Origin of the sequence: Nocardia sp. NPDC050175, from assembly GCF_044459885.1 — a bacterium.
In the GTDB taxonomy this organism is placed as follows: domain Bacteria; phylum Actinomycetota; class Actinomycetes; order Mycobacteriales; family Mycobacteriaceae; genus Nocardia.
Map to the genome: position 1 here is coordinate 13,276 of NZ_JBITJI010000009.1, position 26,182 is coordinate 39,457.

26 protein-coding genes are annotated in these 26,182 nt (G+C 67.8%); 18 read left to right on the forward strand and 8 right to left on the reverse strand.

Translation table 11 applies throughout. The features are described from left to right. The first annotated feature begins 35 nt into the window (after positions 1 to 35). Complete coding sequence (locus tag ACIBK2_RS28690) at positions 36 to 644, forward strand: hypothetical protein (RefSeq protein ID WP_396971546.1); 609 nt, start codon at positions 36 to 38, stop codon at positions 642 to 644. A 61-nt stretch (positions 645 to 705) separates the two neighbouring features. Here the strand turns inward: ACIBK2_RS28690 and ACIBK2_RS28695 are convergent, their stop codons facing one another. The 3 genes from ACIBK2_RS28695 to ACIBK2_RS28705 all read right to left on the reverse strand — a co-directional run bounded on the left by ACIBK2_RS28695 (position 706) and on the right by ACIBK2_RS28705 (position 2,702). After that, positions 706 to 1,506, reverse strand: coding sequence for a class I SAM-dependent methyltransferase (locus tag ACIBK2_RS28695; protein ID WP_396971548.1), 801 nt, complete (start codon positions 1,504 to 1,506; stop codon positions 706 to 708). Continuing rightward, on the reverse strand, positions 1,476 to 1,997 hold the full coding sequence (locus ACIBK2_RS28700) for a DUF2505 domain-containing protein (protein ID WP_396971550.1): 522 nt from the start codon (positions 1,995 to 1,997) through the stop codon (positions 1,476 to 1,478). Before ACIBK2_RS28700 ends, ACIBK2_RS28695 begins: the two co-directional genes overlap by 31 nt. Positions 1,998 to 2,216: 219 nt before the next feature. After that, positions 2,217 to 2,702 (reverse strand): DUF2505 domain-containing protein, encoded by a 486-nt coding sequence (locus tag ACIBK2_RS28705; protein ID WP_396971552.1) that lies wholly within the window; start codon positions 2,700 to 2,702, stop codon positions 2,217 to 2,219. A 24-nt stretch (positions 2,703 to 2,726) separates the two neighbouring features. Between ACIBK2_RS28705 and ACIBK2_RS28710 the strand changes: the two genes are divergently transcribed. The 3 genes from ACIBK2_RS28710 (at position 2,727) to ACIBK2_RS28720 (ending at position 5,962) form a co-directional block, all read left to right on the forward strand. Continuing rightward, the gene (locus tag ACIBK2_RS28710; RefSeq protein ID WP_396971554.1) at positions 2,727 to 3,821 is read left to right on the forward strand and encodes a UDP-N-acetylmuramate dehydrogenase; all 1,095 of its coding nucleotides are present in this window, start codon (positions 2,727 to 2,729) and stop codon (positions 3,819 to 3,821) included. Positions 3,822 to 3,889: 68 nt separating this feature from the next. Next, on the forward strand, positions 3,890 to 5,122 hold the full coding sequence (locus ACIBK2_RS28715) for an Ig-like domain-containing protein (protein ID WP_396971555.1): 1,233 nt from the start codon (positions 3,890 to 3,892) through the stop codon (positions 5,120 to 5,122). A gap of 36 nt (positions 5,123 to 5,158) precedes the next feature. Next, on the forward strand, positions 5,159 to 5,962 hold the full coding sequence (locus tag ACIBK2_RS28720; protein ID WP_396971557.1) for a patatin-like phospholipase family protein: 804 nt from the start codon (positions 5,159 to 5,161) through the stop codon (positions 5,960 to 5,962). Here the strand turns inward: ACIBK2_RS28720 and mscL are convergent, their stop codons facing one another. After that, positions 5,963 to 6,418, reverse strand: a complete 456-nt coding sequence (gene mscL / locus ACIBK2_RS28725; RefSeq protein ID WP_396971559.1) for a large conductance mechanosensitive channel protein MscL — start codon at positions 6,416 to 6,418, stop codon at positions 5,963 to 5,965. Positions 6,419 to 6,543: 125 nt separating this feature from the next. Beyond that, entirely contained in the window at positions 6,544 to 7,278 is a 735-nt protein-coding gene (locus tag ACIBK2_RS28730) for an SDR family NAD(P)-dependent oxidoreductase (RefSeq protein ID WP_396971561.1), read from the reverse strand. A gap of 74 nt (positions 7,279 to 7,352) precedes the next feature. Here ACIBK2_RS28730 and ACIBK2_RS28735 point away from each other — a divergent pair, with 74 nt between their 5' ends. The 7 genes from ACIBK2_RS28735 (at position 7,353) to ACIBK2_RS28765 (ending at position 16,635) form a co-directional block, all read left to right on the forward strand. Beyond that, positions 7,353 to 8,174, forward strand: a complete 822-nt coding sequence (locus tag ACIBK2_RS28735; RefSeq protein WP_396971563.1) for an alpha/beta fold hydrolase — start codon at positions 7,353 to 7,355, stop codon at positions 8,172 to 8,174. 126 nt (positions 8,175 to 8,300) lie between these two features. Beyond that, positions 8,301 to 9,722, forward strand: coding sequence for a D-inositol-3-phosphate glycosyltransferase (gene mshA, locus ACIBK2_RS28740; RefSeq protein ID WP_396971565.1), 1,422 nt, complete (start codon positions 8,301 to 8,303; stop codon positions 9,720 to 9,722). A 23-nt stretch (positions 9,723 to 9,745) separates the two neighbouring features. Beyond that, positions 9,746 to 10,222 carry a YbjN domain-containing protein gene (locus ACIBK2_RS28745; RefSeq protein WP_396971972.1) on the forward strand — a complete coding sequence of 159 codons (477 nt, stop codon included), beginning with the start codon at positions 9,746 to 9,748 and terminating at the stop codon, positions 10,220 to 10,222. A gap of 10 nt (positions 10,223 to 10,232) precedes the next feature. After that, entirely contained in the window at positions 10,233 to 11,138 is a 906-nt protein-coding gene (locus ACIBK2_RS28750; RefSeq protein ID WP_396971567.1) for an ROK family protein, read from the forward strand. A gap of 60 nt (positions 11,139 to 11,198) precedes the next feature. Next, positions 11,199 to 11,936 carry a phosphoglyceromutase gene (locus tag ACIBK2_RS28755; RefSeq protein WP_396971569.1) on the forward strand — a complete coding sequence of 246 codons (738 nt, stop codon included), beginning with the start codon at positions 11,199 to 11,201 and terminating at the stop codon, positions 11,934 to 11,936. Positions 11,937 to 12,342: 406 nt separating this feature from the next. Further along, entirely contained in the window at positions 12,343 to 14,400 is a 2,058-nt protein-coding gene (locus ACIBK2_RS28760; RefSeq protein WP_396971571.1) for a CocE/NonD family hydrolase, read from the forward strand. Positions 14,401 to 14,604: 204 nt separating this feature from the next. Beyond that, positions 14,605 to 16,635 carry a CocE/NonD family hydrolase gene (locus tag ACIBK2_RS28765; RefSeq protein WP_396971573.1) on the forward strand — a complete coding sequence of 677 codons (2,031 nt, stop codon included), beginning with the start codon at positions 14,605 to 14,607 and terminating at the stop codon, positions 16,633 to 16,635. A gap of 94 nt (positions 16,636 to 16,729) precedes the next feature. Here the strand turns inward: ACIBK2_RS28765 and ACIBK2_RS28770 are convergent, their stop codons facing one another. Next, entirely contained in the window at positions 16,730 to 17,389 is a 660-nt protein-coding gene (locus tag ACIBK2_RS28770) for an NADPH-dependent F420 reductase (protein WP_396971575.1), read from the reverse strand. A 62-nt stretch (positions 17,390 to 17,451) separates the two neighbouring features. Between ACIBK2_RS28770 and ACIBK2_RS28775 the strand changes: the two genes are divergently transcribed. The 3 genes from ACIBK2_RS28775 to ACIBK2_RS28785 all read left to right on the forward strand — a co-directional run bounded on the left by ACIBK2_RS28775 (position 17,452) and on the right by ACIBK2_RS28785 (position 19,961). Beyond that, positions 17,452 to 17,925, forward strand: coding sequence for a winged helix-turn-helix transcriptional regulator (locus ACIBK2_RS28775; protein ID WP_396971576.1), 474 nt, complete (start codon positions 17,452 to 17,454; stop codon positions 17,923 to 17,925). Between the two features lie 114 nt (positions 17,926 to 18,039). Further along, positions 18,040 to 19,275 carry a cell wall metabolism sensor histidine kinase WalK gene (locus ACIBK2_RS28780; protein ID WP_135233643.1) on the forward strand — a complete coding sequence of 412 codons (1,236 nt, stop codon included), beginning with the start codon at positions 18,040 to 18,042 and terminating at the stop codon, positions 19,273 to 19,275. Then, positions 19,272 to 19,961, forward strand: a complete 690-nt coding sequence (locus tag ACIBK2_RS28785) for a response regulator transcription factor (RefSeq protein ID WP_069160635.1) — start codon at positions 19,272 to 19,274, stop codon at positions 19,959 to 19,961. Before ACIBK2_RS28780 ends, ACIBK2_RS28785 begins: the two co-directional genes overlap by 4 nt. Before the next feature lie 139 nt (positions 19,962 to 20,100). Here ACIBK2_RS28785 and ACIBK2_RS28790 read toward each other — a convergent pair whose 3' ends face one another. Together ACIBK2_RS28790 and ACIBK2_RS28795 are read right to left on the reverse strand one after the other, a co-directional pair. After that, positions 20,101 to 20,433, reverse strand: a complete 333-nt coding sequence (locus ACIBK2_RS28790; RefSeq protein WP_396971579.1) for a hypothetical protein — start codon at positions 20,431 to 20,433, stop codon at positions 20,101 to 20,103. 79 nt (positions 20,434 to 20,512) lie between these two features. Further along, entirely contained in the window at positions 20,513 to 21,310 is a 798-nt protein-coding gene (locus tag ACIBK2_RS28795) for a hypothetical protein (RefSeq protein ID WP_396971974.1), read from the reverse strand. A gap of 143 nt (positions 21,311 to 21,453) precedes the next feature. Between ACIBK2_RS28795 and ACIBK2_RS28800 the strand changes: the two genes are divergently transcribed. From ACIBK2_RS28800 to ACIBK2_RS28815, 4 genes are all read left to right on the forward strand, one after another. Then, positions 21,454 to 22,488 carry a hypothetical protein gene (locus tag ACIBK2_RS28800; RefSeq protein ID WP_396971580.1) on the forward strand — a complete coding sequence of 345 codons (1,035 nt, stop codon included), beginning with the start codon at positions 21,454 to 21,456 and terminating at the stop codon, positions 22,486 to 22,488. A gap of 64 nt (positions 22,489 to 22,552) precedes the next feature. Beyond that, a complete protein-coding gene (locus tag ACIBK2_RS28805; RefSeq protein ID WP_396971582.1) occupies positions 22,553 to 24,115 on the forward strand; it encodes a hypothetical protein in 1,563 nt (520 codons plus the stop codon). 14 nt (positions 24,116 to 24,129) lie between these two features. Beyond that, positions 24,130 to 25,017 (forward strand): sugar phosphate isomerase/epimerase family protein, encoded by an 888-nt coding sequence (locus ACIBK2_RS28810; protein WP_396971584.1) that lies wholly within the window; start codon positions 24,130 to 24,132, stop codon positions 25,015 to 25,017. Between the two features lie 281 nt (positions 25,018 to 25,298). Then, on the forward strand, positions 25,299 to 26,180 hold the full coding sequence (locus tag ACIBK2_RS28815; protein WP_396971586.1) for a thioesterase family protein: 882 nt from the start codon (positions 25,299 to 25,301) through the stop codon (positions 26,178 to 26,180). Positions 26,181 to 26,182: the final 2 nt, after the last annotated feature.

Below are 26,182 nucleotides of genomic sequence, written 5' to 3' on the forward strand. Positions count from 1 at the left end.
CATGTGACACAAGAATCGAGCGTAGCCTGATGCACATGGCTGGCGATGCGGCGGGCCGCGCACTCGGTTCCGCGGACCACGGATGGCGGGTGCTGCGCCGATTGGCCGGTCGCCACGCGGGTTTCTTCACCACCCGTCAGGTCTTGCGCACCCGATGTGAGGTCCGGGTCCGCATCGCGCTCGGCGACGGCTCGGTGACCAGGGCCGGGGTCGGCCTGTTGCGACTAGCCGAGTGGCCCGCCGGTCCGCTCGACGAATACGCCATGTGGGCGGCCTGGTTCGACGGCGCCGCGGCGGTCTCGCATCACAGCGCGGCGGAGCTGCACGGCATCGGGCGACTACGTCCTCGTTTCCTGCACCTATCGGTGGGTTCGGGCCGTCCGCCGGTGACACCGCGACTAGTGGTGCTGCGGCGCTCGTTGATCGGTACCGAGATCGAGTCCGCCGGGCCGTTCCTGGTGACCACACCGCTGCGCACGGTGCTCGACCTGGCCGAGGCGGACGTCGGACAGTCCGCGCTGGACGAGGTGGTCGCCGACGCGATCGCCATCAACCGCTGCACCAGCGACGAAATCCGTTCGGCCGGTGGCAGTCTGACGCCACGCGGGGCGTCCCGGGTGTATCGAGCATTGACCGGGGCGTAGCCGGGGCGAATAGAGAAGCACCGCAGGAAAAGTCGTCGCCAGCTCAATCCGCTTGGGGTAGTTAGAGATTCGGCGCGACGGTGACCCACGGAACCGACAGCACGCAGTCGCGCATCCGCCGCCGGTAGGCGCGCAGCGGGAAGCCTTCCAGGCGTAGGGATTCGGCGGCGGCGCGCCAGCGGATGCGGGGGCCGTAGGGGGCCAGTGGCGCGGCGCGGGCCCAGGCCCGGTCGGCGGCGGTGAGCAGCCCGTGGATCGGCTCGCCCGGAATGTTGCGGTGGATCAGGGCTTTCGGCAGTCGCTCGGCGATGTCGGAGGGTTGGTCGACGGTGAACGGGTCCCAGGCGAGGGTGAGCGATCGCGGGCCGGCGCGGTCCAGCAGGACCCAGGCGCAGCGGCGGCCGAGCTCATCGCAGGTGCCGTCGATCAGCAGACCGTCCGGCGCGAGCCCGGACAGGATGGTCGACCACGCCGCGGGCACCGCCGACTCCGGGTACTGGCGCAGGACGTTGAACGCACGCACCAAAACCGGTCGGAGACCGGCCAATTCGAACCCGCCACGGGCGAAGGTGACCCCGTCACGGCCGGGCACCACCCGTTCCGGATCGATCTCCAACCCGACGACCCGTACGTCCGGTCGCACCGTGCGCAGCCGCGCGGCCAATTCCAGCGTCGTCCACGGACTCGCCCCGTACCCGAGATCGACGACCAGCGGATCGCCCGCCGCCCGCAACCGCCCGGCCACCAGCTCGTCGTGCATCAGCCAGCGGTCACTGCGCCGCAGTCGATTGACCCCGGTGGTGCCGCGGGTGATGCTGCCGACCGGCTTGGTCAGCTGGTTGGGTGGTGTTCGTCGAGCCACTGCACCGTGAATTCCGCTTCGGCCCGGAACAGATCGACCAGGTTCACCAGCATCAGCTGCTCCAGCCGCGGGCCGACCATCGGGATGAACACCTTCGCCTCCGAGGAGAAGCGCATGGTGCAACCGGTGTCGGTGGGGAACAGGCGGATGGTGCCGCCCAGGCTGCCCGGCCCGGCCGGGATCGCGGCCGAGTACTTGCCGGTGACTTCCTCGGCACCGAACGGCCCGTAGGTTTCCTTGCGGGTGATGATCATGTCCTTGCGCATCACGGCCTGCGCGATCTCCGGCAGCATCTCGCGCGGCAGGACGTGGTGCAGCTCGACCTCGATGCCGCCGTCCCCAGCCTCTAAATGCGCTACTTCGTTCCCCGGCGAGTACTTCCGCATCTCGGCCATCCGCGCGTCCCAGTAGTCGCGGTTCGTCAGCGCCGCGTACAACTCTTTGGTGGTGTGCAGCGGGTAGCGCGCGGAGTAATCAAGTCGACGGGCCATGAGTCGAGAGATTACTGGGCTGTATTTTTGGCCGCGCGGGCGCGGCGTGTTCGCGGCCCCCGGGTGTCTCGCGTCCGAGCGGCCGAGACTAGCGCCCGCGGCGCATGCGCTTCGGCCACTCGGACGCGAGACGGGCCGCGAACGGCGCTCGATGGCCTCGCGCGTTGTGGTCGCCGATGTCGGTATCGATCAGGTCGAATCGATACCGACACCCGCGTGTCAGTGCGTGTCGAGCCAGGTGTTGGTGAACTCTTCCTCGTTCTTCAGCACCTCGGTCAGGTGCTCGGCGATCGCGGACTCGATCTTGCCGCCGAACAGCGGGATCTTCACCTCGATGGTGCCGTTGGCGGCGGCGGTCGAGCCCGCGCCGTCCTCCCGCAGCGTGATGGTGCCGCGCACCTCGGCGGGCGCGCCCTCCACGGTCGCCTGGAAGGTGGCCGCATCGCCGTCCCAGTTCTCGACGCGGGGGATGATCAGGTCGCCGGGGCGCACCGCGGTGATCGCGGCGGGCAGCAGCTCGGCGGCGATGGCCTGCACCAGCTGCACCCGGATCTGGTTGCCGTTGACGCTCACCGAGTCGAGCCGGGCGTTCGGCCCGCCGACCTCGGCAACGCGGTCTTTCCAGTACTGGTCGTTCGCGAACGCCGCGCGCACGGCGGCAGCGGGATGCGAGTAGCGGGCCGTGTACGCCAGCGGTGTAGCCATGGTCGGACACGCTACCGTCTGCCTGTGCGAACTTCACGTGTGGTGCCGTCGGATGTGCTGGCCGCCACCGGCGCCCGGATCCGCGAATCGGTGCCGCTGGCCGAGCTGACCACGCTGCGGGTCGGCGGGCCCGCCACGGTCGCCGAATGTGACACCACCGAAGCGCTGGTCGCGACGGTGCGCGCGCTGGACGCGGCGGGCATTCCGGTGCTGCTCATCGCGGGCGGTTCCAACCTGTTGATCAGCGACGACGGTTTCGACGGCGTGGTGGTGCGGGTGGCGACCGAGGGTGTGGAACTGAGCGCGGACGGCGTGCTGGCCGAGGCGGGTGCGAACTGGGACGCGGTCGTCGCGGCCACCGTCGCGGCAGGGCTCGGCGGCCTCGAATGCCTGTCCGGAATTCCGGGTTCGGCTGGGGCGACGCCGGTGCAGAACGTCGGCGCGTACGGCGCCGAGGTGGCGAACCTGTTGCGCCGGGTGCGGCTGCTCGATCGGCGCAGCGGCGCGATCCGCTGGGTCGAGCCCGGCGAGCTCGGTTTCGGTTATCGCACCAGCGTGCTCAAGCACCGCGATGACGCCCTGGTGCTCGCCGTCGACTTCGCCCTCGACCCGAGCGGCACGAGCGCACCGCTGCGCTACGGCGAGCTCGCCACCACGCTCGGCGCAGGCAACGGCGAATCCCGCCCGGCTGCCGAGGTGCGCGATGCCGTACTACGGCTGCGTGCGGGCAAGGGCATGGTCCTCGACCCGGCCGATCACGACACCTGGAGCGCCGGTTCCTTCTTCACCAACCCGGTGGTGCCCGAGGACCGGGTCCCCGAGGTGCTGGCCGCGATCTCGGCGCATGTGGGTGATGTCACGGTGCCGACCTATCCGGCGCCGGACGGCGTCAAATTCTCCGCGGGCTGGCTCATCGAACGGGCCGGGTTCGCCAAGGGTTTTCCCGGTCCCGCTGCGCCGGCCCGTTTGTCCACGAAACACACGCTTGCGCTGACGAATCGCGGCGGCGCGACCGCCGCGGATCTGGTGGATCTGGCCAGGACGGTGCGCGATGGAGTGGCCGAGCGATTCGGCATCCGGCTCGAGCCGGAACCCGTCACGGTTGATGTCATCCTCTAACCGGGTGAAACGGACACCACACCGTTCGCTAGCCGACCGAACGATTTTGCCCGCGTAAATTCGATGAGGTGAGCAACCGTCCAGGGATCCGTAGACCGGTTGCCGCCGTGTCGGCCGTGCTGTTCGTCGTGGTCGCCTTGGTGGCCGGATGCAGTAGCGGCAGCGGCGGCAACAGCAATCCTCCCCGCGAGCCGGGCCCCGTCGCCAAGGTCACCTTGGCACCGGAGAACGATGCGAAGAAGGTCAACCCGACCGCCGCCGCCTCGGTCACCGTCGCCGACGGCACCATCGATCAGGTCGCGCTGACCAACGCCAGCGGCAAGCAGGTCGCGGGCGAATTCGCCCCGGACAAGCGCAGTTACAAGATCACCGAGCCGCTCGGCTACGACGCCACCTACACCTGGTCGGGCACCGCGATCGGCACCGATCACAAACCCGTCCCGATCGACGGCAAGTTCAGCACGCTCACGCCGAAGAACACCGTCCCGGCGACCATCAATATCGCCGACAACCAGGAGGTCGGCATCGCCGCGCCGATCATCCTGCAGTTCAAGGCTTCCGTGCAGAACAAGGCCGAGGTGGAGAAGGCGCTCACCCTCACCACCGACCCGCCCACCGAGGGCGCGTGGGCCTGGTTCCCCGACGACAACGGCTCCCGATTGCATTGGCGCCCCAAGAATTACTGGGTGCCCGGCACCACCGTGCACGTCTCGGCCAAGCTCTACGGGCTCGATCTCGGCGGCGGCAACTACGGATACACCGATCTGACAACGGATTTCCGCATCGGCCGCAGCCAGATCGTGAAGGCCAACGCGCCGAGCCACCGCATGCAGGTGGTCCAGAACGGCAAGACGATCTTCGATTTCGCGGTGAGCTACGGCGAGGGCAACGAGCCACGCAACGTCACCCGCTCCGGGCTGCACGTGGTCACCGAGAAGTACGAAGACTTCATGATGTCGAATCCGCCGTTCTACACCAACGTTCGCGAGCGCTGGGCCGTACGCATCTCCAACAACGGCGAATTCATCCACGCCAACCCGGAATCGGTGTCCGCCCAAGGGTCTTCGAACGTCACCAACGGCTGCATCAACCTGTCGCCGGGCGACGCTCAGGCGTACTTCCCGACCGCGCTGTACGGCGATCCGGTGGAAGTCACCGGCACCTCCATCCAAATGTCGGCCGCCGACGGCGATCTCTACGACTGGACCATCGACTGGGCCACCTGGAAGACCATGTCGGCCGAGGACGGCTCCACCTCGGTGGTCTCCGCGACCCCGGTCGCGCCCGGCCCGCCCCGTTAGTCTCGATCTCAGCTGGATCGAGGTTCGGAGGGTGATGTGAGTGGTCGTGCGGTAGTGCTCGGTCCGGGCGGGGTGGTCGGCACCGCATGGTTACTCGGTGTTGTACAAGGCTTGCGCCGCAACAGGATCGAGCTGGCCGACGCCGACCTCCTGGTCGGCACCTCGGCGGGCGCCATCGCCGCGGCGGGGCTGGCCGACGGTCGAGACCTGAACGCCTACGCCGAACTGCCCGCCGACGCCGCCCCCGCGCTGATCGTGGATCCCGCGGTGACGGCGGAGGTCTTCGAGGTGCTTCGCGGCGCGGGCAAGGACAAATCGGCCGCGCTGCATCGCGTCGGCAAACTCGCGTTGAGCGCGACGACCAGCCCGGAGCAGGTCCGCATCGAGCGAATGAAAGACCTGGTGGGCGTGGGTGGTTGGCCGCATCCGAACCTGCTCATCCCGACCGTCGACATAGATTCCGGCGAGCCGAAGGTCTGGCGCGGCACCGACGGTGTGCCGGTGCACCAGGCGGTCACCGCGAGTACGGCGATGCCGGGGTTGGCCGCACCGGTCACCATCGGCGCGCACCGCTACATCGACGGCGCGCTCCGCAATGGCTCGAATGCCGATCTGGCCGAAGGCATGTCGACGCTGATCCTGATCGAACCGCTGGCCCACGTCTTCCCGACGACGGTGCCGTCGAGCGTGCGCCGCGTCGCCCGGATCGTCCCGGACCCCGTCGCGATCGAAACCTTCGGCCCGGATCTCGACGACCGATCCAGCTGGCCCGCGGTGTTCGCCGCGGGCCTGCGCCAGGGCAAGGCCGCGGCCGACGAGGTGCGCGCCGTCTGGCAGTGACTAGCGCCGCAGCGACGAATCGAGTTCGGGGTCGTTCTCGACTGCGCGATCGGCCGCCCGCTCGGCGCGCACGGCATCGTGCCGCTCGGCCAGCAGGTCGCGGATCTCGATGAGCAGTTCGGTCTCGGTGGGCTCGGCCGCCTTCGTGGTGCCGAAGCGATTCTTGATCGTCTTCATCGGCAGCATCAGCACGAAATACAGCACGGCGGCGACCACGAAGAAGTTGATGAACGCGGTGATGATCGGGCCGATCTGGATGAAGGTCGCGGGTTTGTCCGCGATCAGCTGGACGCCGAGGCCGAGCTCGTTCTGATTGCCGAACACCGCGAGCAAAGGATTCACGACACCTTTGGTCACCGAGGTGACGACTGCGGTGAACGCAGTGCCCATCACGACAGCAACTGCGAGATCGATGACGTTCCCGCGCATGAGGAACTCTTTGAAGCCTTTGAACATGAGTCGACAACTCCGATCTGAGGTAGACGTCAAAGCCTCAGATGCTAACGGCAGCAGGTGTCCGGCGAAGATTCAGCAATCTTTCCGCTAACCCGCTGCCGCCAGTGGGTAATTCGCTTCAGCTATTAGTTGCGCCGCGCGAAGCGACCCGCGTCGGCCTGGTCACGGGGCTTGACGATGATCTGATCGAGATTCACATGCGACGGCCGCGACGCGACGAAGCCGATGATCTCCGCGATGTCCTGCGCCACCAACGGATCGATGCCCTCGTAGACCTTGGCGGCACGCTCCTCGTCACCGTCGAAACGGACCAGCGAGAACTCGGTTTCCACTGCGCCCGGCGCGATTTCGGTGAGGCGCACCGGCTGGCCGAGCAACTCGCCACGCAACGTGCGGTGCAGCACCGCCTGCGCGTGCTTGGCCGAGGTGTAGCCCGCGCCGTTGTCGTAGGCGACGAAGGCGGCGACCGAGGTGATGGTGACGATGAGGCCGTCGCCGGAGGCGATCAGCTTGGGCAGCAACGCTTTTGTGAGGCGCAGCGTGCCGAGCACGTTGGTCTCCCACATCCAGCGCCAGTCGTCCAGGTCGGCCTCGGCGACCGAGGCCAGGCCCTTCGCGCCGCCCGCGTTGTTGACCAGGATGTCGGCGCGCTCGATCGCGTCGGCGAAAGCCTGCACCGACTCGTCCGAGGTCACGTCGAGTTCCAGTGCGGTGCCGCCGATTTCGTCGGCGACGCGCTGCAGGCGATCGAGCCTGCGGGCGCCGACGTAGACGTGATAGCCCTGTTTGGCCAGTTCCCGGGCGGTGGCCTCCCCGATGCCGGAGCTGGCTCCCGTGACAACAGCGGTGCGAGTGCTCATAAAATCTGATCCTAGGGTGCAGGCCGTTTGCGGGCAGGGGCGCTGTTGCGGGGATCACCGTTAGCCTGATCGGTATGGCTATTCGGGACGCGGTGAGCGCGGACGGAACGAACATCGTCTACCGAGTGAGCGGCCCCGCCGACGCGCGTCCGCTGGTGTTGTTGCACGGGTGGTCGGCGAATCTGCGCTGCTGGGGTAAGGCGGCCGACGACCTCGCCGCGCGCTTCCGGGTGCTCGCCGTCGACCTGCGCGGCCACGGCTACTCCGATGCGCCCGCCGCGGGCTACGACGACCCGAAGAACTGGGCCGCCGACGTCGCGGCCGTGCTGGCGGCGGAGGGCGTCGAGACCGGGGCGATCCTGCTCGGCTGGTCCTACGGCGGCATCGTGCTCAGCGACTACCTGACCGCCTACGGCACCGGCGCGATCGCGGGCGTCGTCTTCACCAGTTCGCAAGCGAATATCGGCCGCGACGTCCCCGGCGCGGCGACGGGTGCCGCCATGGCGGCCGCGATGCCCGGCGTCTTCGAGGAGAGCGCGGGTCGCGCGGTGCGCGCGTTCGGCGCCTTCGGCAACGCCAACACCGGCCCCGGCGCGGACAAGGGCGCCGACGCCCAGCGACTGTTCGGCGCCAGCCTCGCCACCGCGCCCTCGGTGCGCAAGGCGCTGTTCTACCGGACCGTCGACAACACGGAAACCCTTCGCACACTGGACATTCCGGTGCTAGTGCTGCACGGCACCGACGACCCGGTGGTCCCGATCGACAACGGCCGCTACGTCTTCGAGGCCGCGCCGGACGCGCGTGCGTCGTTCTGGGAGGGCGCCAAGCACGGTCTGTTCATCGAGGATCGGGCCCGCTTCGTCGCCGAGATCAGCATGTTCGCCGACAGCTTGTAAATACCTCGACGACCGGCGTCGTCCCAGGTCGGCGTGCCGCGACAGTGTGATCGGTTTCACCGAACGCCTGTGATAGCTCTCACTTGGGGGCGTGACGGTATGGAGGCCGGGAATCCAACGTGCACTATGGATAGTGTGAGTCAACGCCCGGACCTACGGCCGAACCGTGTCGCCGTGCTATCGGTGCACACCTCACCACTGGCTCAACCGGGCACCGGCGACGCGGGCGGCATGAACGTCTATGTGCTGCAAACCGCGCTCCAGCTGGCCCGTCGTGGCACCGAGGTGGAGATCTTCACCAGGGCCACCGCCTCCAATCTGCCGCCCGTGCAAGAGGCGGGTCCCGGCGTGCTGGTGCGCAACGTGGTGGCAGGCCCGTTCGAGGGACTCGACAAGCACGACCTGCCCACCCAGCTCTGCCCGTTCACCGCGGAAGTGCTGCGCCAGGAGGCGCGCCACCTGCCGGGCTACTACGACCTCGTGCACTCGCACTACTGGCTGTCCGGCCAGGTCGGCTGGCTGGCCAGGGACCGCTGGCGGGTGCCGCTGGTGCACACCGCACACACGCTGGCCGCGGTGAAGAACGCCGCACTCGCCGAGGGCGACTGTCCGGAGCCGATGACCCGCGAGATCGGCGAGAAACAGGTCATCGGCGAAGCAGATCGACTTGTCGCCAACACTGCCGACGAGGCCCGCCAGCTCGTCGAGCTGTACAGCGCGGAGCCCGAGCGCATCGACGTGGTGCCGCCCGGTGCGGACCTGACCCGGTATCAGCCGGGCGACAAGGCGGCGGCTCGCGCGGCACTCGGCCTGGCAGCGGACGAACAGGTCGTCGCGTTCGTCGGGCGGATCCAGCCGTTGAAGGCACCGGACGTGCTGGTGCGCGCCGCGGCCGAGGTGCTGCGCACCGATCCCACCCACAAGCTGCGCGTGCTGATCGTCGGTGGCCCGTCCGGCACCGGCCTGGAACGCCCGGACGCGCTGATCGAGCTGGCCGCCGCGCTCGGCATCGCCGACCGCGTCACCTTCTTGCCGCCGCAGCCGCCGGACCGCTTGGTGCTGGTTTATCGCGCCGCCGATCTGGTCGCGGTGCCGAGCTACAACGAATCCTTCGGACTGGTCGCGATCGAGGCCCAGGCCAGCGGCACCCCGGTGCTCGCCGCCGACGTCGGCGGCCTCGGCACCGCCGTCCGGCACGGCGAAACCGGCCTGCTGGTCCCCGGTCACCGCACACCGGACTGGGCGGGCGCCCTCGGCTATCTGCTCGACGATCCCGACCGCCTGCGCCGGATGAGCGGGCGCGCGGTCGAGCATGCCGCCAACTTCTCCTGGGAGCACACCGCCGACGGATTGCTCGCCAGCTACTCCGCCGCACTCGAAGATTTCCGGGCCGAGCGGGCCGGGATCGGCGCGGGCCGAGTGGCCGCGAGCAGCGGTGCGTTGCGTGACGACGTGCGTGATTGGGTACCCGGTGAACGCATTAGCCTGGAATCCAGTCAGGCCAGGTCGCGGGCGCTGTGGCGGCGTCGGATGGGAGCACGTCGGTGAACGAAGTGCAGGCTACTGCTCAGCTGATCGCTGAGACCCTGCGCGACCGGGAGATCGAGCACGAGCGTTCCGGCGAGGAAACCTTCGTCGTTATTCTCCCCGGTGAGCGCAAGCTGAAGACCACTGTGATGCTCACCGTCGGCAAGCACGGCGTGCGCATCGAGTCGTTCGTCTGCCGCAAGCCGGACGAAAACTTCGAGGGCGTCTACAAATTCCTGCTGCGGCGCAACCGCAGGCTGTACGGCGTCGCCTACACGCTGGACCGGGTCGGCGACATCTATCTGGTCGGCCAGACCGCCACGCACGCCGTCACCGCCGACGAGCTCGACCGGCTCTTCGGTCAGATCCTCGAGGCCGTCGACGCCGATTTCAATGTGCTGCTCGAACTCGGCTTCGCCGAATCCATTCGCAAAGAGTGGAAGTGGCGGGTTTCGCGCGGTGAATCGCTGAAGAACCTGCGCGCCTTCGAACATCTGTTAGACGCTGCCGACAAGCCGTAAATTCACTGCGATGACGGTTCTTGCGCTGGACATCGGCGCGTCGAAGTTCGCGGCTGGTCTCGTCCACGACGGCACAACGGTGCACGACGTGCGTCAGATCGTCGTGCCGCCCGAGGCGGTCTGGGAGGCCTGCCGTGCCCTGTTGCTCGAGGTCGCCGGGGACGCACCGATCACCGCGATCGGCATCGGCTCGGCCGGACCGGTCGATGTCCGCACCGGCATCACCGCTCCGCTGAACATCCCCGAATGGAAGTCCGGCTTCGAGATCGTCGCCGCCGTGCAGAAGCTGTTCCCCACGGCGACAATCAGTTTCGCCATCGACGGCGCCTGCTTGGCGTTGGCCGAGCATCATGTCGGCGCGCTGCGCGGGATCCCGAACGGGTTGGCGATGACTGTCTCGTCCGGGATCGGCGGCGGGATCATCGCGGACGGCCGGGTGGTCGTCGGACGCACCGGCAATGCCGGGCACATCGGTCATATCGTGGTGCCCGGCTGGGACACGCCCTGCCTGTGTGGTGGCGTCGGCTGTGTCGAGGCGGTCGCCAGCGGCATGTCCTCGGTGCGCTGGGCGACGCAGCAGGGCTGGAAAGGCACGACCGGCAAGCAACTGTCCGAGGCCGCGCACGCGGGCGATGAGATCGCCCTCGCCGCGCTGCACCGGGCGGGTACCGCGCTCGGCCAGGCGATCGCCTCGGCCGCGGCGCTGCTCGACGTCGACATCTGCGTCATCGGTGGTGGCTTCGCGCAATCCGGTGCGCCGCTGTGGGATCCGATGCGCGCGGCGCTGGCAAAGCACGCCGCCCTCGACTTCACCCGCGACCTGCGCGTGGTCCTCTCACAGATCACCGACGGCGCCACCCTCGTCGGCGCGGGCGTGCTCGCCGCGGGCCACGCCGCCACCGCCGACCTCGACTGAGGCCCTGACCTCGCGGGGAACGCTGCGACCCCATTTTCCGCACATGAAAGGATGGCCCGCATGACCTACACCCTCGTGCTGCTGCGCCACGGCGAGAGCGAATGGAATGCCCTCAACCTGTTCACCGGCTGGGTGGACGTGCACCTGACCGACAAGGGCATCGCCGAGGGCAAGCGCGCGGGGGAGCTGCTGGCCGAGCACGGCATCCTGCCCGACGTCGTCTACACCTCGCTGCTGCGCCGCGCGATCAGCACCGCCAATCTCGCGCTGGACGCGGCCGACCGGCACTGGATCCCGGTGATCCGGGACTGGCGGCTCAACGAGCGGCACTACGGCGCGCTGCAGGGCAAGAACAAGGCCCAGGTGCGGGACAAGTACGGCGACGACCAGTTCATGCTGTGGCGCCGCAGCTACGACACCCCGCCGCCGGCGATCGACCCGGGCGACGAGTACAGCCAGGAGGGCGATCCGCGCTACGCCGGTATCGAGGTTCCGAAGTCGGAATGCCTGCTCGACGTGGTCAAGCGGATGGTCCCGTACTGGGAGGACACCATCTCCAAGGATCTGCTCACCGGCAAGACGGTTTTGGTTGCCGCACACGGCAATTCGCTGCGTGCGCTGGTCAAGCACCTCGATCAGATCTCGGACGAGGACATCGCCGGTCTGAACATTCCGACCGGCATTCCCCTGCGGTACGAGCTCGACGAGAACCTGCGCCCAGTTCGTCCTCGCGAGTACCTGGATCCGGAAGCGGCCGCCGCGGGCGCCGCCGCTGTCGCCAATCAGGGTGGCAAGTAACACTTCTCGACCACTGACCAACGCGCTGCGTCCTGAATTGGGCGCAGCGCGTTGCTGTTTCAGTGCGGGCGGATGGTCCGGCCTGGCCTGAGCGGTCTCGCTGCGCATTTGCTGATGCGTCCGGGCTCGGGTTAGATCCGCGCTGGTCAGAGGTGTTCTCCGACACAGTAGCGGGCTGAGTGCCAGTGGTCGATGGCGAGTTCGGGTAACTGCACAGTGAGCGTTGGTTCTCGCCATGGTCGCCCGGCGAAACGCTCGCCACCTGGGGTTTGGGCGTGGCCTGATCGCTCAGGTTGCTGTATGTGAACCTCTATTCGAATTCAGTACGTGTTACCCCTTGTCATTACCGACAAGTAGGTATGTACACTTTGGTCGTTCGACCAGCCCGAGAGGTAGATCACGACTGATGAAGCACGTGTTGCGCGCAACAGTCGCGGCAGTTGCCGCCGCGATGCTCGTCCCCTTCCTCACCAGCGGCGCTTCCGCCGCTCCCGCACCGACCGGTCCCGACGGCGGCGCCGCGGGCGCCGCCTGGCAAGCGACCCAGGACGGTCCGCAGCAGTATCCGAACATCAACATCCAATGGGACGTCCCCATCACGATGAGTGACGGAACTGTCTTGAAGGGCAACGTCTATCGCCCCGCGGACGCGTCCGGCAGGCCGATCGATACGCCGACGCCGACGGTCGTCAACCTCACGCCGTACACCAAGCTGGTGTCGAACCTGGCCGATCACGCGCAGGCCATCCCCGGCCTGTCCGACGCCCTGTTCGGCCTGCTCCGCCAGATCGATATGAGCGGCACCCCGCTGTCCGGCGTCACCGACCTGACCAAGGGCTTCGCCGGCGGCGAGCTGCGCAACTTCACCGTGGACCGCCAGCTCATCAAGAGCGGCTACTCGCAGGTGGTCGTCGACGTGCGCGGCACCGGCTTCTCCCAGGGCGTCTGGGACATGCTGCGCCAGCGCGAGCAGCAGGACACCGTTGAGGTGATCGACTGGGCCGCAGCGCAGCCGTGGTCCAACGGCCGCATCGGCATGAACGGCATCTCCTACTCCGGCATCAACCAGGTGCAGGCCGCCGAGAAGCACCCGGCCGCGCTGCAGGCGATCTTCCCCGTGGTGCCGGGCAGCGACCTGATGAACGACGTGCTCGCACCCGGCGGCGGCTTCGGCTTCAACTTCATCCCGCTCTGGCTGACCGCGATCAACGGGCTCAAGCTGGTGCCCGACCTGGCGTCGGTGCTCAACGGGCAGTTCGATACCCAGTGGCTGGCCGATCGGGTGCGAGATCCGTTGACGTTCATGGACGTGCTGCTCAACGTCTACACCACCGCGCGCATCGACGATCTGGACCCGCGCGCCAAGGAACTGCTCACCGGCAGCTCGACGCCGCGCCAAGGCTGGCTGAGCGATCCGTCCAAGATTCAGGTGCCGACCTTCGTCACCGGCGGCTGGCACGACCTGTTCACCTACTCGGAATCGAAGATCTACAACGAGATTCCGTTGCCCGCCGGTCAGAAGCAGCTGCTGATGGGCAACACCTACCACGTCAATTCCGGCAACGAGTACGCCAAGCCCGGCCTGCCGCCGCGGCTCGATGTGCTGCAGCGCGCGTGGTTCGACAAGTGGCTCAAGGACATCGACAACGGCATCGATCAGTACGGCCCGATCACGTTGCGCCAGCAGGGCGGTGGCTGGATCACCACCGATTCGTTCGCCGAGCCGACCGAGAACTCCGGCGCGCAGGAGCCGACGCATCGGCGAATGTACCTGTCCGCCAACCGCAGTGGCACCGCGAACAGCGTGTACGACGGATCGCTCACCGCGGCCGCCAACGGTGATACCGCGCGACTCACCGTCGCGCCCGGCCTGACCAGCCTGTGCTCCAACGACGCGGCACAGGGCAGTGCGGGCATCCTGTCGATCATCGACGGCTGCGCGAAGGACTCGCGGATCGAGGAGTCGAACGGGCTGACCTTCACCAGCAACCCGGTCACCGAGCCGACCACCGTCTCCGGCCGGATCGCGGTGCGGCTCAACACCGTTCAGGACGCGGCGGACGGCTACTGGGTGACCACGGTCAACGACGTCGCGCCGGACGGGCAGTCCACCGTGCTGTCCTCCGGGCAGGTGATGGCGTCGCTGCGCGAGGTCGACGAGGCCAACAGCAGCAAGTCCGCCAACGGCGACTACACCGATCCGCGGGCGTTCACCTCGCTCGACCACCGGCAGCCGACCGTGCCGGGCGAGGCGACGACCCTGGACATCGCGCTGCCTGCCACCGAGGCGATCCTGCAGCCGGGCCACCGCCTGCGCGTCGACGTCTACGCGGGCAACTTCCCGAAGGGTCTGCCGATCTTGCCGATGCTGCTCGATACCGGGCTGAAACCGCAGCACGTGCAACTGGATCCGGACCGGCCGAGCTTCGTGAATGTGCCGGTGCGCGGAAATCCCGGTTGGTGATTTCGGTCTGAATACCCGAAAGGGCGTCTTCGCTTCGAGAGTTTCGAGCGAAGGCGCCCTTTCGCATTTCTGGCGTTGTCTCAGTTCCGCGCGTGGATATTTGTGAACCTGCATGATTTTTCGCTGTTCTGCCATCAATCTGAGACAGTTTCTGGTTCCCTTCCTACGGTTAGAGAGCATCTGTTCCCGAAGAGAGTGGATCCAATGAGGTATGCGCTCCGAACCGCGGCGTTGCTCGTCGCGGCGGTGGCCTTGTCCCCCTTCCTTTCACCCTCGGCCACCGCGACGCCGGTCGGCCCGGACGGCGGCGCCACCGGTGCCGCATGGGCCGCCACCGAGGACGGCCCGCAGCAATACCCGAACGTCTTCATCGAATGGGACGTGCCGATCACCATGAGCGACGGCACCGTGCTCAAGGGCAACGTCTATCACCCGGCCGATGCTGCGGGACAGCCGATTTCGACACCGACACCGACCATCGTCAATATGACGCCCTACACCAAATTGGGCTCGATGATCGCCGACAGCATGATCTCGATCCCGTGGCTGTCCGACGCGGTCATGCAGGTGGCGCGCGACGTCGACCTGTCGGGCACCCCGTTCTCCGGCATCACCGATCTGACCAAGGCACTCGGCGGCGGTCTGCTGCGCAACTTCACCGTGGATCGTCAGCTGATCAAGAGCGGGTACACCCAGGTCGTCGTCGATGTCCGGGGAACCGGCTTCTCCCAAGGTGATTGGGATCTGCTGCGTTATCGGGAACAGCAGGACACGGTCGAGGTGATCGACTGGACCGCGCACCAGCCATGGTCCACCGGGAACATCGGAATGAACGGCGTCTCCTACTCCGGACTGAATCAACTGCAAGTCGCCGCAAAGAACCCGCCCGCGCTGAAGGCGATCTTCCCGGTGGTGCCGAGCCGAAACCCGTTCCGCGACTTGGTCGCACCGGGCGGTGCCATCGGCGTCACCTTCATGCCCGCCTGGTTGCTCGCGGTCAACGGCGCCAAGCTGGTGCCGGATCTCGCGTCGGCGGCTCGCGGTCAGTTCGACCTGCAGTGGCTGAAGGATCGGCTGGCCGATCCGTTCACCTTCGTCGACGCACTGCTGAACGTCCTGGTCACTCCGCAGATCGACCAGCTCGATCCGAAGGTGCAGTCGCTGCTGCAAGCGGACAGCCCGTTCCGGCAGTCGTGGGAGAACGATCCGAGCCGAATCACCGTGCCCACCTTCGTGACCGGCGGCTGGCACGACGTGTTCGTCAACTCGCAGGCCGACGTGTATCGGCAGATTCCGTTGCCGCCCGGGCAGAAACAGCTCTTCGTCGGCGACGGCTACCACATCAGCAACGGCAACGAGTCCGGCCGTGCCGGCCTGCCGCCGCGAATGGACGTGCTGCAGCGCGCGTGGTTCGACAAGTGGCTCAAGGGAATCGACAACGGCATCGATCAGTACGGTCCGGTGACGGTGCGCCAGCAAGGCGGCGGCTGGATCACCTCGCCGTCCTTCCCACAGCCCGGCGTCGACTACCGGCGGATGTACCTGTCCGCGGCGCCCAGTGGGACCGCGACCAGCGTGCACGACGGTTCACTGTTCGGCGCGCCGAGCCCGGCCGTCGACCAGCTCACCGTCGCGCCCGGCCTGACCGGGGTGTGCTCGCGGGACATGGCGCAGGAATCGGCGGGCGTGACATCGATCATCGATGGCTGCAGCAAAGACGCGCGGATCCAGGAACTCGGCGGGCTCACCTTCACCAGCGCGCCGGTCGCCGAGCCGACCAGCATTTCCGGCCCGATCGCGGTGCGGCTCAACACGGTGCACGACGTGACCGACGGCTACTGGACCGTCACGGTGAATGACGTTGCTCCCGACGGGCAGTCGTCGGTGCTGTCCTCCGGGCAGCTGGTCTCCTCGCTGCGCGCCATCGACGAGGGCCGAAGCACCCGCCTGCCGAACGGCGACTACACCGAGCCGGTGCCGGACCTGTCGCTGGACACCAGACAACCCACCGTGCCGGGACAGCCGACGGCACTGGACATTTCGGTGCCGGGTATCGAAGCGGTGCTGCAACCGGGCCACCGGCTGCGCGTAGACGTCTACGCAGGCAACTTCCCGAGGGGCGTGCCGCCGATGCCGCTACTCGTCGACAGCGGACTGCGCCCGCAACACCTGCTGCTCGACCAGAACCAGCCAAGTTTCGTGAATATCCCGCTACGCGGGAACCCGGGCTGGTAAACCGTAACCCGGTCTGAGCGTGCACTTATCGCGCATCAAAGCTAGTACTCGCGGGGTATGAGCGAATAGTGCATGCTCAGGCCGGTTTTCATCGTCAGTCTGCGACGGCGAACGCCGCAGTCAGCGGCGGGAAGACGGCGCGTGCGTCCAGTCCGGCGAACCACAGCCCGACGGTGAACACCGACACCGCCTCCAGATATTTCGCCCGGTGCAGCCCGCCAGCGGAAAGCGGTTGCAGCTTCAGGTCTTCCACCAGTGTGGCGACCTGTCGGAGCGCATCCGGGTCGTCACCACACAGCGGCACCGCCAGCCTGCGTCCCTCGAACACGCGAGTGTGCGACTCCCACACCTCGGCAGCGCAGACGTTGAACGCCTTCACCACGTGAGCTCCTGGCGCCCCTGCCGCAATACGTTCGGCGACAGCGTCTTCCGAGAGCACGAACGCCGTCGCGCCTGCGGGCGCCGCGTCATCCGGTGCAAAGGCATTGGTGCAGTCGATCACCGCCCGCCCGTCGAGTAACCCGCCGGTCGTCCGCAACGCCTCCTCGAGGGCGCCCACCGGCAGCGCGAGCAACACCACGTCGCCGAAACCGGCGGCGTCCCGGATACTTCCGGATCTGGCCCCGATCGCCGCCGCCAATTCACCTGCCGCAGTGGCCGATCTGGCCCCGACGAGGACCTCGTGCCCCGCCGCGACCCACCCGCCGCCCAGTGCCCGCGCCATCGCGCCCGCCCCGATGATTCCGATTCGCATATCGACTCCTTGCTCGAAAGGTCTTCGGCACAAACGCTAGGAAGATCAATAGGCACCTGCGGGTGCGCAACGACGCTGGCATGCTGGACGACATGACCGCCGTGTCCGAGCCGAGCACCGCCGAACAGGTCGAGTTCGCGCCCTACGGCGCTTTCGAATCCGACTGTCCCGCCCGGATCGGCGTCGATGTCTTCGGAAACTCCTGGCTACCGGTCGTCGTCTATCTGTTGCGCGACGGCCCGATGCGCCCGGGCGACCTGCGAGCCGCGATCGGTGGCATCAGCCAGAAGATGCTGACGCAGACTCTGCGCCGGATGGAACGGATGACCCTGATCGACCGGCACCGCTACGCCGAAGCCCCGCCGCGCGTCGAATACGAGTTGACCGAGGCGGGCCGCGATCTGCTCATCCCTATCTATGCGCTCGGCGACTGGGTCGACAAACACGGCCGCGCCGTGGGCGCGGGCCTGGCGGGCCACGACGGCGAAGACGGCGGAAATCTGGCCTCGACCAGCACACACAACGACGCGGCTTAGACATACCCAACAGCACGTAAACGGCTGGCTAACAGTGTCAGAAGTGGCCATGACCTGCACGAAACATCGTGTACCCGGAGTTGGATACGTCCTACGCGACCGTACGATTCAGGTGTGAGTGTTCCGCAAGCCGTCCTACTGGCAGTCCTTGCGGCTGTCGTAGGTCTGGCAGTCGGCGGGCTACTTATCCCCTATATGAATGCCAGGCAGCAGGCCCGCAGGCAAGCGGATTCCGGCCTGACGATGTCGCAGGTGCTGGACCTGATCGTGCTCGCCTCCGAGAGCGGCATCGCGGTGGTCGACGAATACCGCGACGTGGTGCTGGTCAACCCGCGCGCCGAGGAACTCGGCCTGGTCCGCAACCGGCTGCTCGACGAGCGCGCCTGGGCCGCGGTGGAGAAGGTGCTGGCCACCGGCGAGTCCGCCGAGTTCGACCTCACCGCGAAGAACCCGGTGCCCGGCCGCGGCCGGATCGCGGTGCGCGGCGTGGCCCGCCAGCTATCGCGCGAAGACACCAACTTCACCGTGCTGTTCGCCGACGACGATTCCGAGCAGGCCCGGATGGAGGCCACCCGGCGCGACTTCGTCGCCAACGTCAGCCACGAGCTCAAAACCCCGGTCGGCGCGATGAGCCTGCTGGCCGAGGCGATGCTCGAATCCGCCGAGGATCCCGAGGCAGTCCGGCATTTCGGACAGCGCGTACTGGGCGAATCCCGGCGACTCGGCAAAATGGTGACCGAACTCATTGCGCTGTCCCGGCTGCAGGGTGCGGAGAAGCTGCCCGAGCTCGAGGTGGTCGACGTAGACACCGTCGTCATGCAGGCGGTGGACCGCTCGCGCACCGCCGCCGAGGCCGCCGGAATCACCGTCAGTACCGACCGGCCAAGCGGGCTCGAAGTGCTCGGCGACGAAACGTTGCTGGTCACAGCCCTATCAAATCTGGTGGAGAACGCGATAGCGTACTCACCGGCCGGCTCCCATGTGTCGGTCAGCCGGTCATTACGTGGCGACCATGTCGCGATGGCCGTGACCGATCGAGGCATCGGCATCGCGAAAGAAGACCAAGAGCGGGTGTTCGAACGCTTCTTCCGATCGGACAAGGCCCGCTCGCGCGCCACCGGCGGTACCGGCCTCGGCCTGGCTATCGTCAAGCACGTGGCAGCCAACCACAACGGTGAGATCACCCTGTGGAGCAAGTTGGGCACCGGTTCGACGTTCACCCTGCGAATACCTGCCCACCACGAGGCCGACGGAGAAGAGGATTCCGCAGGCCCGACGGTGAGCATGAGAGAAACAAGCCCGCGCCCCTCGGGGCCGGGCCGACCCAATGGTGTGGAGGCACGCAGATGACGAGTGTGTTGATCGTCGAGGATGAGGAGTCGCTGGCCGATCCGCTCGCGTTCCTGCTGCGCAAGGAGGGTTTCGAAGTCACCGTTGTCGGTGACGGGCCATCCGCGCTCGCCGAGTTCGATCGGTCCGGTGCGGACATCGTGCTGCTCGATCTCATGCTGCCAGGCATGAGCGGCACGGACGTGTGCAAGCAGTTGCGCACCCGCAGCGGCGTGCCGGTGATCATGGTGACGGCAAGGGACAGCGAGATCGACAAGGTGGTCGGGCTCGAGCTCGGCGCCGACGACTACGTGACGAAGCCATACTCGGCGCGCGAGCTGATCGCGCGCATCCGGGCCGTGCTGCGCCGCGGCGCGGGCGACGAGTTGGACGGCACCAATGAGAGTGGCGTGCTGGAAGCGGGCCCCGTCCGGATGGACGTGGACCGCCACACCGTGCTGGTGAACGGCAAGCCGGTGACGTTGCCGCTCAAGGAATTCGACCTGCTCGAATACCTGCTGCGCAACTCCGGCCGGGTCCTCACCCGCGGGCAGCTGATCGATCGCGTCTGGGGCGCCGACTACGTCGGTGACACGAAAACCCTTGACGTGCACGTGAAGCGGCTGCGCTCGAAGATCGAGGCGGACCCGGCCAAGCCGGAACATCTCGTCACGGTCCGCGGGCTGGGCTACAAGTTAGAGGCGTGAGCTAAAGCTCTGGCGGGCCAACGACTGCCGACCCCGGTCGGGGGTCGAGTGCTGCCTGTGTGCACGAATTCCATTGTCAGGCACAAGAAACGGCCGAGGGCGCTGCGATGCCCTCGGCCGTAACTCAGTTGTCTGCGTCTTAAGGCAGGTAGGTCCACGTCGGGCCGACTCCCGGAACGTCGATCTTGCGCAACGAGATCCAGCCCAGGTCGTCTTCCTGCATGCAGTCGTACACATCCGCCGCATTGGTGCCGCGGCACGCGATGGTGCGCGAGGTGCCGTACGGGCTCATGATCAGGTTCTTGCCTGCCGCCGCGGCGCCGGGGGCCTCGGGGGTGTTGGCGGGCAGGAAGTCTGCGGTGAAGTCGGCGTACTTGGCGGGATCACCGTTCGGTTCGGCGTTGGCGACTGCGGGGAGACAGAGCGCGGCGCCGAGCGCGACGGCGGCCATGGTCAAAACTTTCTTGGACATGACCGCACATCAAACCGCAAATAGGTGAAGATCGCATGCCTTCGAGGTGAACGAGGTGCAAGCTCGCATTCCGAGGGCCTCACGCGGTGGCGTGATCGGCGCTGTCGCGCATCCGCTCCGCGTGCACCGTCGCCGGGTGAATCGCGATGAGCCCGAGCCCTTGTCGCCGCTTGCAGTGCCTGGCCAGTTCCTCGTACGCGGGCGCGCCGAGCAGTTCCTTCAGCTCCGGGCCGTAGGACTGCCAGACCGGCCGGGTGCCGACGTGGGCGTCCGGCGAGCCGGAGCAGTACCAGTCCAGGTCCTCGCCGCCGGGACCCCAACCGCGACGGTCGTATTCGGTGACCGTGGTGCGCAGGATCTGCACGCCGTCGGGCCGGTCCACCCACTCCTGGGTGCGCCGAATCGGCAACTGCCAGCACACGTCCGGCTTCACCTCGAGGGGCTCGATGCCGCGCCGCAGCGCCATACTGTGCAGCGAACAGCCCACGCCGCCCGCGAAGCCGGGCCGGTTCAGGAAGATGCAGGCACCGTCGAAGCGCCGGGTGCGCAGCGCGGGCTCGTCCTCCAGCTCGTCGAGCTCCAGGTAACCCTTCTTGACGACCTTGCCCGCCGCGTCCTTCGCCTCACCCATGAGCTGCCAATCCTCGGGTGTGAGCATTTTCACAGCGTTCTGTAGCCGCTTGCGATCGTCCTTGTCGGAGAGGAACGCGCCGTGCGAGCAACAGCCGTCGTCGGGTCGTTCGGCGATGATGCCCTGGCAGGCCGGCGTGCCGAAGACGCACGTCCAGCTCGACAGTAGCCAGGTCAGATCGGCGACGATTAGATGCTCGTCGTTTGCTGGATCGACGAACTCGATCCATTCGCGGGGGAAATCCATATCGACCTCGGGACTCGGATCGATCTTCCCCGCTGGTCGGGGCCGGGTCGGGCCGCTGGTTGATGCGCCTACCGTCACACCTCGGAACGCTAACAGTTCAGTCGCTTAACCTATAGGACCGGATCACCCAGTACCGTGTTCATGTGCGGCTTGGGGTACTCGATGTCGGAAGCAATACCGTTCACCTGCTGGTGGTGGACGCGCATCGGGGTGGTCACCCCATGCCGATGAGCTCGACCAAGGCCACTTTACGGCTGTCGGAAAACATCGATGACGAGGGCAGGATCACCGAGGCGGGTGCCCAGCGGCTGATCGCCACCGTCGCCGAGTTCGCCAGCATCGCCGAGACTTCCAAGTGCGTCGAGCTGATGCCGTTCGCCACCTCCGCGCTGCGCGAGGCGACCAATTCCGAGGACGTGCTCGCGCGTGTTCGCGCGCAGACCGGCGTCGCGCTGCAGGTGCTGTCCGGGGTCGACGAGGCCAGGCTGACCTTCCTCGCGGTGCGCCGCTGGTTCGGCTGGAGCGCGGGCCGCATCCTCAATCTCGACATCGGCGGCGGTTCGCTGGAAATGACCAGCGGCGGCGACGAGGAACCCGATCTCGCGCTGTCGCTGCAGCTCGGTGCCGGACGGTTGACCAGGGAGTGGCTGAAGGAGGATCCGCCGGGCAAGCGCCGCGTCAACGTGCTGCGCGACTGGCTCGACGCGGAGCTCGCGCTGCCCGCGAAACAGCTGCTCGACACCGGGAAACCGGATCTGGCGGTCGGGACATCGAAGACCTTCCGCTCGCTGGCCAGGCTGACCGGAGCGGCACCCTCGGCGGCGGGCCCTCGGGTGCGTCGTACACTCACCAGCTCAGGTCTGCGCCAACTGATTGCGTTCATCTCGCGGATGACGGCGGCCGACCGTGCAGAATTAGAAGGCGTAAGTTCCGATCGGTCACAGCAATTGGTGGCTGGCGCATTGGTCGCGGAGGCGAGTATGCGGGCACTATCGCTGGAATCCCTGGAGATTTGTCCGTGGGCGCTGCGAGAAGGACTGATCCTGCGCAAACTGGATACCGACATGAATGGCGGACCCCGAGCGACACGCTTACCGGGCCCGGCGGCCAGCAGTGGCCGCCAGGCGCCCGGCGACGCGGCCGCGCTACCGGGGCCGATAGGAACGGTGTCGTCATGAGTGAGCGAATCGTGTCACCGCGGGTCTCGCGCGTGACGGAACACAGCGCCGGTGAGGTGCGGTTATGAGCGACGACTCCAAACAGCTGTCGGTCGCCGAGCTGCTGGCCCGCAACGGCCAGCAGGGCGCGTCGGCCGCGGGTGGTGGCCGACGCCGCCGCGGCGGTCGCGGGATCTCGGTGGCCGAGCTGACCGGTGACATGCCCGCGATCGGCAGCGGTCAGTCCTCGCACGCCGCACCAGACGAGGTGCCCGACGAGCCGGTCTACGAACCACCGGCCTACGAACCGCCCGCACCGGAACCTGTCTCCTACGCGCCACCCGCGCCGGACCCCGCGGTGTATTCGCCGATGTCCGGGCCGATCTCGATGTACGACCCGCTCGCCGCGTACGCCCAGCCCGAGCCGCAGGCCGACCCGCTGCCGGGCCGATCGAACCGGGTGATGCCCGGCCGGGAGATGCCGGACTCGCGGTACAGCCCGCCCGCCGACCCGCTGTCCGCGCGCACTCCGGTCGCCGACCTGTACGCCCCGTCGCCGAACCCGTACGCGCCGTCGCCGAATCCCTACGCCCCGTCGCCCAATCCGTACGCGAATGACCCGGTGCCCGACGAGGCCCCGCGGTCCGGACGACGCCGCAGGCACGACGAGCACGACGACGCCACCACCGAGGTACGCCCACTGCGCGAGCCGGGCGGGCGCGGGGGAGCGGGTGCCGTGCCACCGGATCGCAACGGCCGCAACAGCGCCACCGGCGGTCGCGCCGCCCGGCGGCGCGCGGCCGAGGCCGAAGCGGACGAGATCGCGCCGTCGACCGCGGCCTGGTCGCCGTCCGCCGCGGACTACGACGAACCGGCGCCGCTACCGGAATCGAGAGCCACGGCGCCATGGGCGCCGACGCCCGAACCGCCGCCGAGATCCGCGCAGCGCAATGGCGCCGCCGAGGGTGGCCTGCCCGCCTGGTCGGCGCGAAGACGCAAACCCGATGCGCCGCAACGCAACGATCCGCCGCCCGAAGCCGAGGGCATCTCCACCGCCGCGTGGTCGCTGGCCAGTCAGGACCAGCAGCTCGTTTCCGGCCAGACGGTGGCGGGCGATCTGCTCCGGGACGGTGTCGAGCGGGCGGAACGCGCCGATGCCGAACGCGCGGCCGGCGGCCAGGGCAAACGCGGTCGCGGGAAACGTGATTCGGGCCGCGGCGCGGTCGACGAGCTGGAGATGTACGACGGCAAGACCGATTTCTTCGAGCCCGTCGACCTCGACGACGAGCACGATGAGCTCGACGACTTCGACGAGGACGAGCAGTCCGACCACAAGGTATCGCCGCGCCGCTCCGCCCGGACGGCGAAGAAGGCTGAGTACGACGCCAACCGCCGCCAGTGGATGATCCTCGGCGGTCAGAGCACGGGCGCGGCCGTCGCGGGCATGTTGCTGTTCAAGGGTTTCGAGCGCATGTGGGAGATGCTCCCCTGGGTGGCGCTGGCCCTGGCGATGATCGTGATTCTCGGCCTGGTCGCGCTGGTGCGGATTCTGCGCCGGACCGACGACGTACTCAGCACAGTGATCGCGGTCGTCGTTGGCGTCTTCGTCACGCTCGGACCGCTAGCCTTTCTTCTCAGTACGAACTGAGGCAGGGAGCGGCAGTGCGGAAAAACGGACAGCAGATCCTCGTCGGGCTCTCCACGGCGTCGGTGTATCCGCAGAACACCGAGGCGGCGTTCCGGTACGCGGCCGAACTCGGTTACGACGGCATCGAATTGATGGTCTGGGCCGAGCCGGCCAGTCAGAGCATCGCCACCGTGCAGGGCTACGCCCGCAAGTACGACGTGCCGGTGATCGCGATCCACGCGCCGTGCCTGCTGATCTCGCAGCGGGTGTGGGGCGCGGATCCGGCCGCCAAGCTGGAGCGCAGCGTGCGCACCGCCGAGGCGCTCGGCGCGCGAACGGTCGTGGTGCATCCGCCGTTTCGCTGGCAGCGCCGCTATGCCGAGAACTTCGCCGACCAGGTCGCCGAGCTGGAGGAGCACAGCCCGGTCGTCGTCGCAGTGGAAAACATGTTCCCGATGCGCGCCGACACCCTGTTCGGTCGCGGCGAGCGCGCGGTGAAGCGGCTCGAGCGCCGCGGCGGACCCGGCATCGGGCTCACCGCGTTCAGCCCGTCCTACGACCCGACCGACACCGGTTTCGAGCATTACACCCTCGATCTTTCGCACACCGCGACCGCGGGCGCGGACCCATTGGCGCTGGCCGCCCGGATGGGGCAGGGCCTGGCCCATCTGCACCTGGCCGACGGCCGTGGTGCCGCGCACGACGAGCATCTCGTCCCCGGTGAAGGCACCCAGCCGTGCGTCGAGGTGTGTGAGACCTTGGTCCGCAACGGTTTTGCCGGTCAGGCCGTCGCCGAGATCAACACCCAGAACGCCCGCACCACCCAGGACCGCGCGGCCATGCTGCACCGCACCCTCGCGTTCGCCCGGCTGCACCTGAACGGCCAAACCGCGCCCGCGCCGACCCCGGCCAACCACGCCTGACGCGAAAGTTCGTGTTTCGCAAGCGTATTGGCGAAGCATGCGCCGCGTCGGATGCGAAAAGTGATCCATCGCAAACGTTTACCAATCCATGTCACCCCTCGCTGAGCTGGTGTCGCCCCGACGGCTACTTCGCAGAGCCCTCGCTAACAGGTGTGATGCATCTCGCGCCTGCCCGGCCAACGGGAATGTGCCCGGCGAACCGCTTCGTTCTACGCTGTACGAACGCCGCGTACCAGCAACCCTGATCGCCGACGCGCGGCCGGTGGACGACAGGAGTGACGATGACGACGGAGCTGGATCCGAGACAGCTGAGCGAGACCGAGGCACCGTTCAGCCGGGTGCTCGCGTTGACCGAGCTGCCCGCGACCACCCCCGACACCGGTCGCTACCTCGGCCATATCGGCAAGTCCTGGACGATCGGCGCGAAGGTGCACGGCGGCACCATGGTCGCGGCCACCGCCGCGGCCGGCCTGAAGTGGCTGCGCGCGGCCGATCCGGCCCTGGTCGACATGGCGCCGATCGCTGCGAGCTCCGACTTCCTCGGCGCGCCCGACCCCGGCGACGTCGAATACGAGGTGCACATCCGCAAGATCGGCCGCCAGATCTGCCTGGCCGACGCGAACCTCATCCAGAACGGCCGCACGCTGGTGCGCACCGCGCTGACCTTCGGCCACCTCGACGACGCCGCACCGCGTTTCGCGCGCGAGCACGACGACATGCCCGTCGAACCACCCGCCGACGCGGTCGGTTACGAGCCGGGCTCGCCGATGGGCCGGGTCGTGCACGTCGGCCAGTCCGCCGAGCTCTACCTCGATCGGGAGTGGGCTCGTTTCCTCGACGGCGAAACCGCCGAGCCACGCCTGCGCCTGTGGATGCGGCCGCGCCCCGCCGACCAGCAGGACCCGGAGGTCGCCATGTTCTTCGCGATGATGGCCGCGGACATGAGCCCGCCGGTCCCGTACAACCTGGGCCATTTCGGCTGGTCGCCCACCGTCCAGATGACCACCTTCCTGCGTCGCAAGCCCGCCCCCGGCTGGCTGCGCATCATCGCGACCACGCACGAGGTCGGCGCCCGGCTGTTCGACGAGGACCAGCTCATCCTCGATTCCTCCGGCGCGGTGGTCGCGCAGAGCCGCCAGCTGGCGCTGATTCCGCAGGGATGACC

What these genes read in the sequence shown, in the direction of transcription:
- ACIBK2_RS28690 (WP_396971546.1), top strand. Translation starts at nt 36, where the DNA reads ATGGCTGGCGATGCGGCGGGCCGCGCACTCGGTTCCGCGGACCACGGA.
- ACIBK2_RS28700 (WP_396971550.1), bottom strand. Translation starts at nt 1,997, where the DNA reads ATGGCCCGTCGACTTGATTACTCCGCGCGCTACCCGCTGCACACCACC.
- ACIBK2_RS28705 (WP_396971552.1), bottom strand. Translation starts at nt 2,702, where the DNA reads ATGGCTACACCGCTGGCGTACACGGCCCGCTACTCGCATCCCGCTGCC.
- mscL (WP_396971559.1), bottom strand. Translation starts at nt 6,418, where the DNA reads ATGTTCAAAGGCTTCAAAGAGTTCCTCATGCGCGGGAACGTCATCGAT.
- ACIBK2_RS28730 (WP_396971561.1), bottom strand. Translation starts at nt 7,278, where the DNA reads ATGAGCACTCGCACCGCTGTTGTCACGGGAGCCAGCTCCGGCATCGGG.
- ACIBK2_RS28735 (WP_396971563.1), top strand. Translation starts at nt 7,353, where the DNA reads ATGGCTATTCGGGACGCGGTGAGCGCGGACGGAACGAACATCGTCTAC.
- mshA (WP_396971565.1), top strand. Translation starts at nt 8,301, where the DNA reads ATGGATAGTGTGAGTCAACGCCCGGACCTACGGCCGAACCGTGTCGCC.
- ACIBK2_RS28750 (WP_396971567.1), top strand. Translation starts at nt 10,233, where the DNA reads ATGACGGTTCTTGCGCTGGACATCGGCGCGTCGAAGTTCGCGGCTGGT.
- ACIBK2_RS28755 (WP_396971569.1), top strand. Translation starts at nt 11,199, where the DNA reads ATGACCTACACCCTCGTGCTGCTGCGCCACGGCGAGAGCGAATGGAAT.
- ACIBK2_RS28760 (WP_396971571.1), top strand. Translation starts at nt 12,343, where the DNA reads ATGAAGCACGTGTTGCGCGCAACAGTCGCGGCAGTTGCCGCCGCGATG.
- ACIBK2_RS28765 (WP_396971573.1), top strand. Translation starts at nt 14,605, where the DNA reads ATGAGGTATGCGCTCCGAACCGCGGCGTTGCTCGTCGCGGCGGTGGCC.
- ACIBK2_RS28770 (WP_396971575.1), bottom strand. Translation starts at nt 17,389, where the DNA reads ATGCGAATCGGAATCATCGGGGCGGGCGCGATGGCGCGGGCACTGGGC.
- ACIBK2_RS28785 (WP_069160635.1), top strand. Translation starts at nt 19,272, where the DNA reads ATGACGAGTGTGTTGATCGTCGAGGATGAGGAGTCGCTGGCCGATCCG.
- ACIBK2_RS28790 (WP_396971579.1), bottom strand. Translation starts at nt 20,433, where the DNA reads ATGTCCAAGAAAGTTTTGACCATGGCCGCCGTCGCGCTCGGCGCCGCG.
- ACIBK2_RS28795 (WP_396971974.1), bottom strand. Translation starts at nt 21,310, where the DNA reads ATGGATTTCCCCCGCGAATGGATCGAGTTCGTCGATCCAGCAAACGAC.
- ACIBK2_RS28805 (WP_396971582.1), top strand. Translation starts at nt 22,553, where the DNA reads ATGAGCGACGACTCCAAACAGCTGTCGGTCGCCGAGCTGCTGGCCCGC.
- ACIBK2_RS28815 (WP_396971586.1), top strand. Translation starts at nt 25,299, where the DNA reads ATGACGACGGAGCTGGATCCGAGACAGCTGAGCGAGACCGAGGCACCG.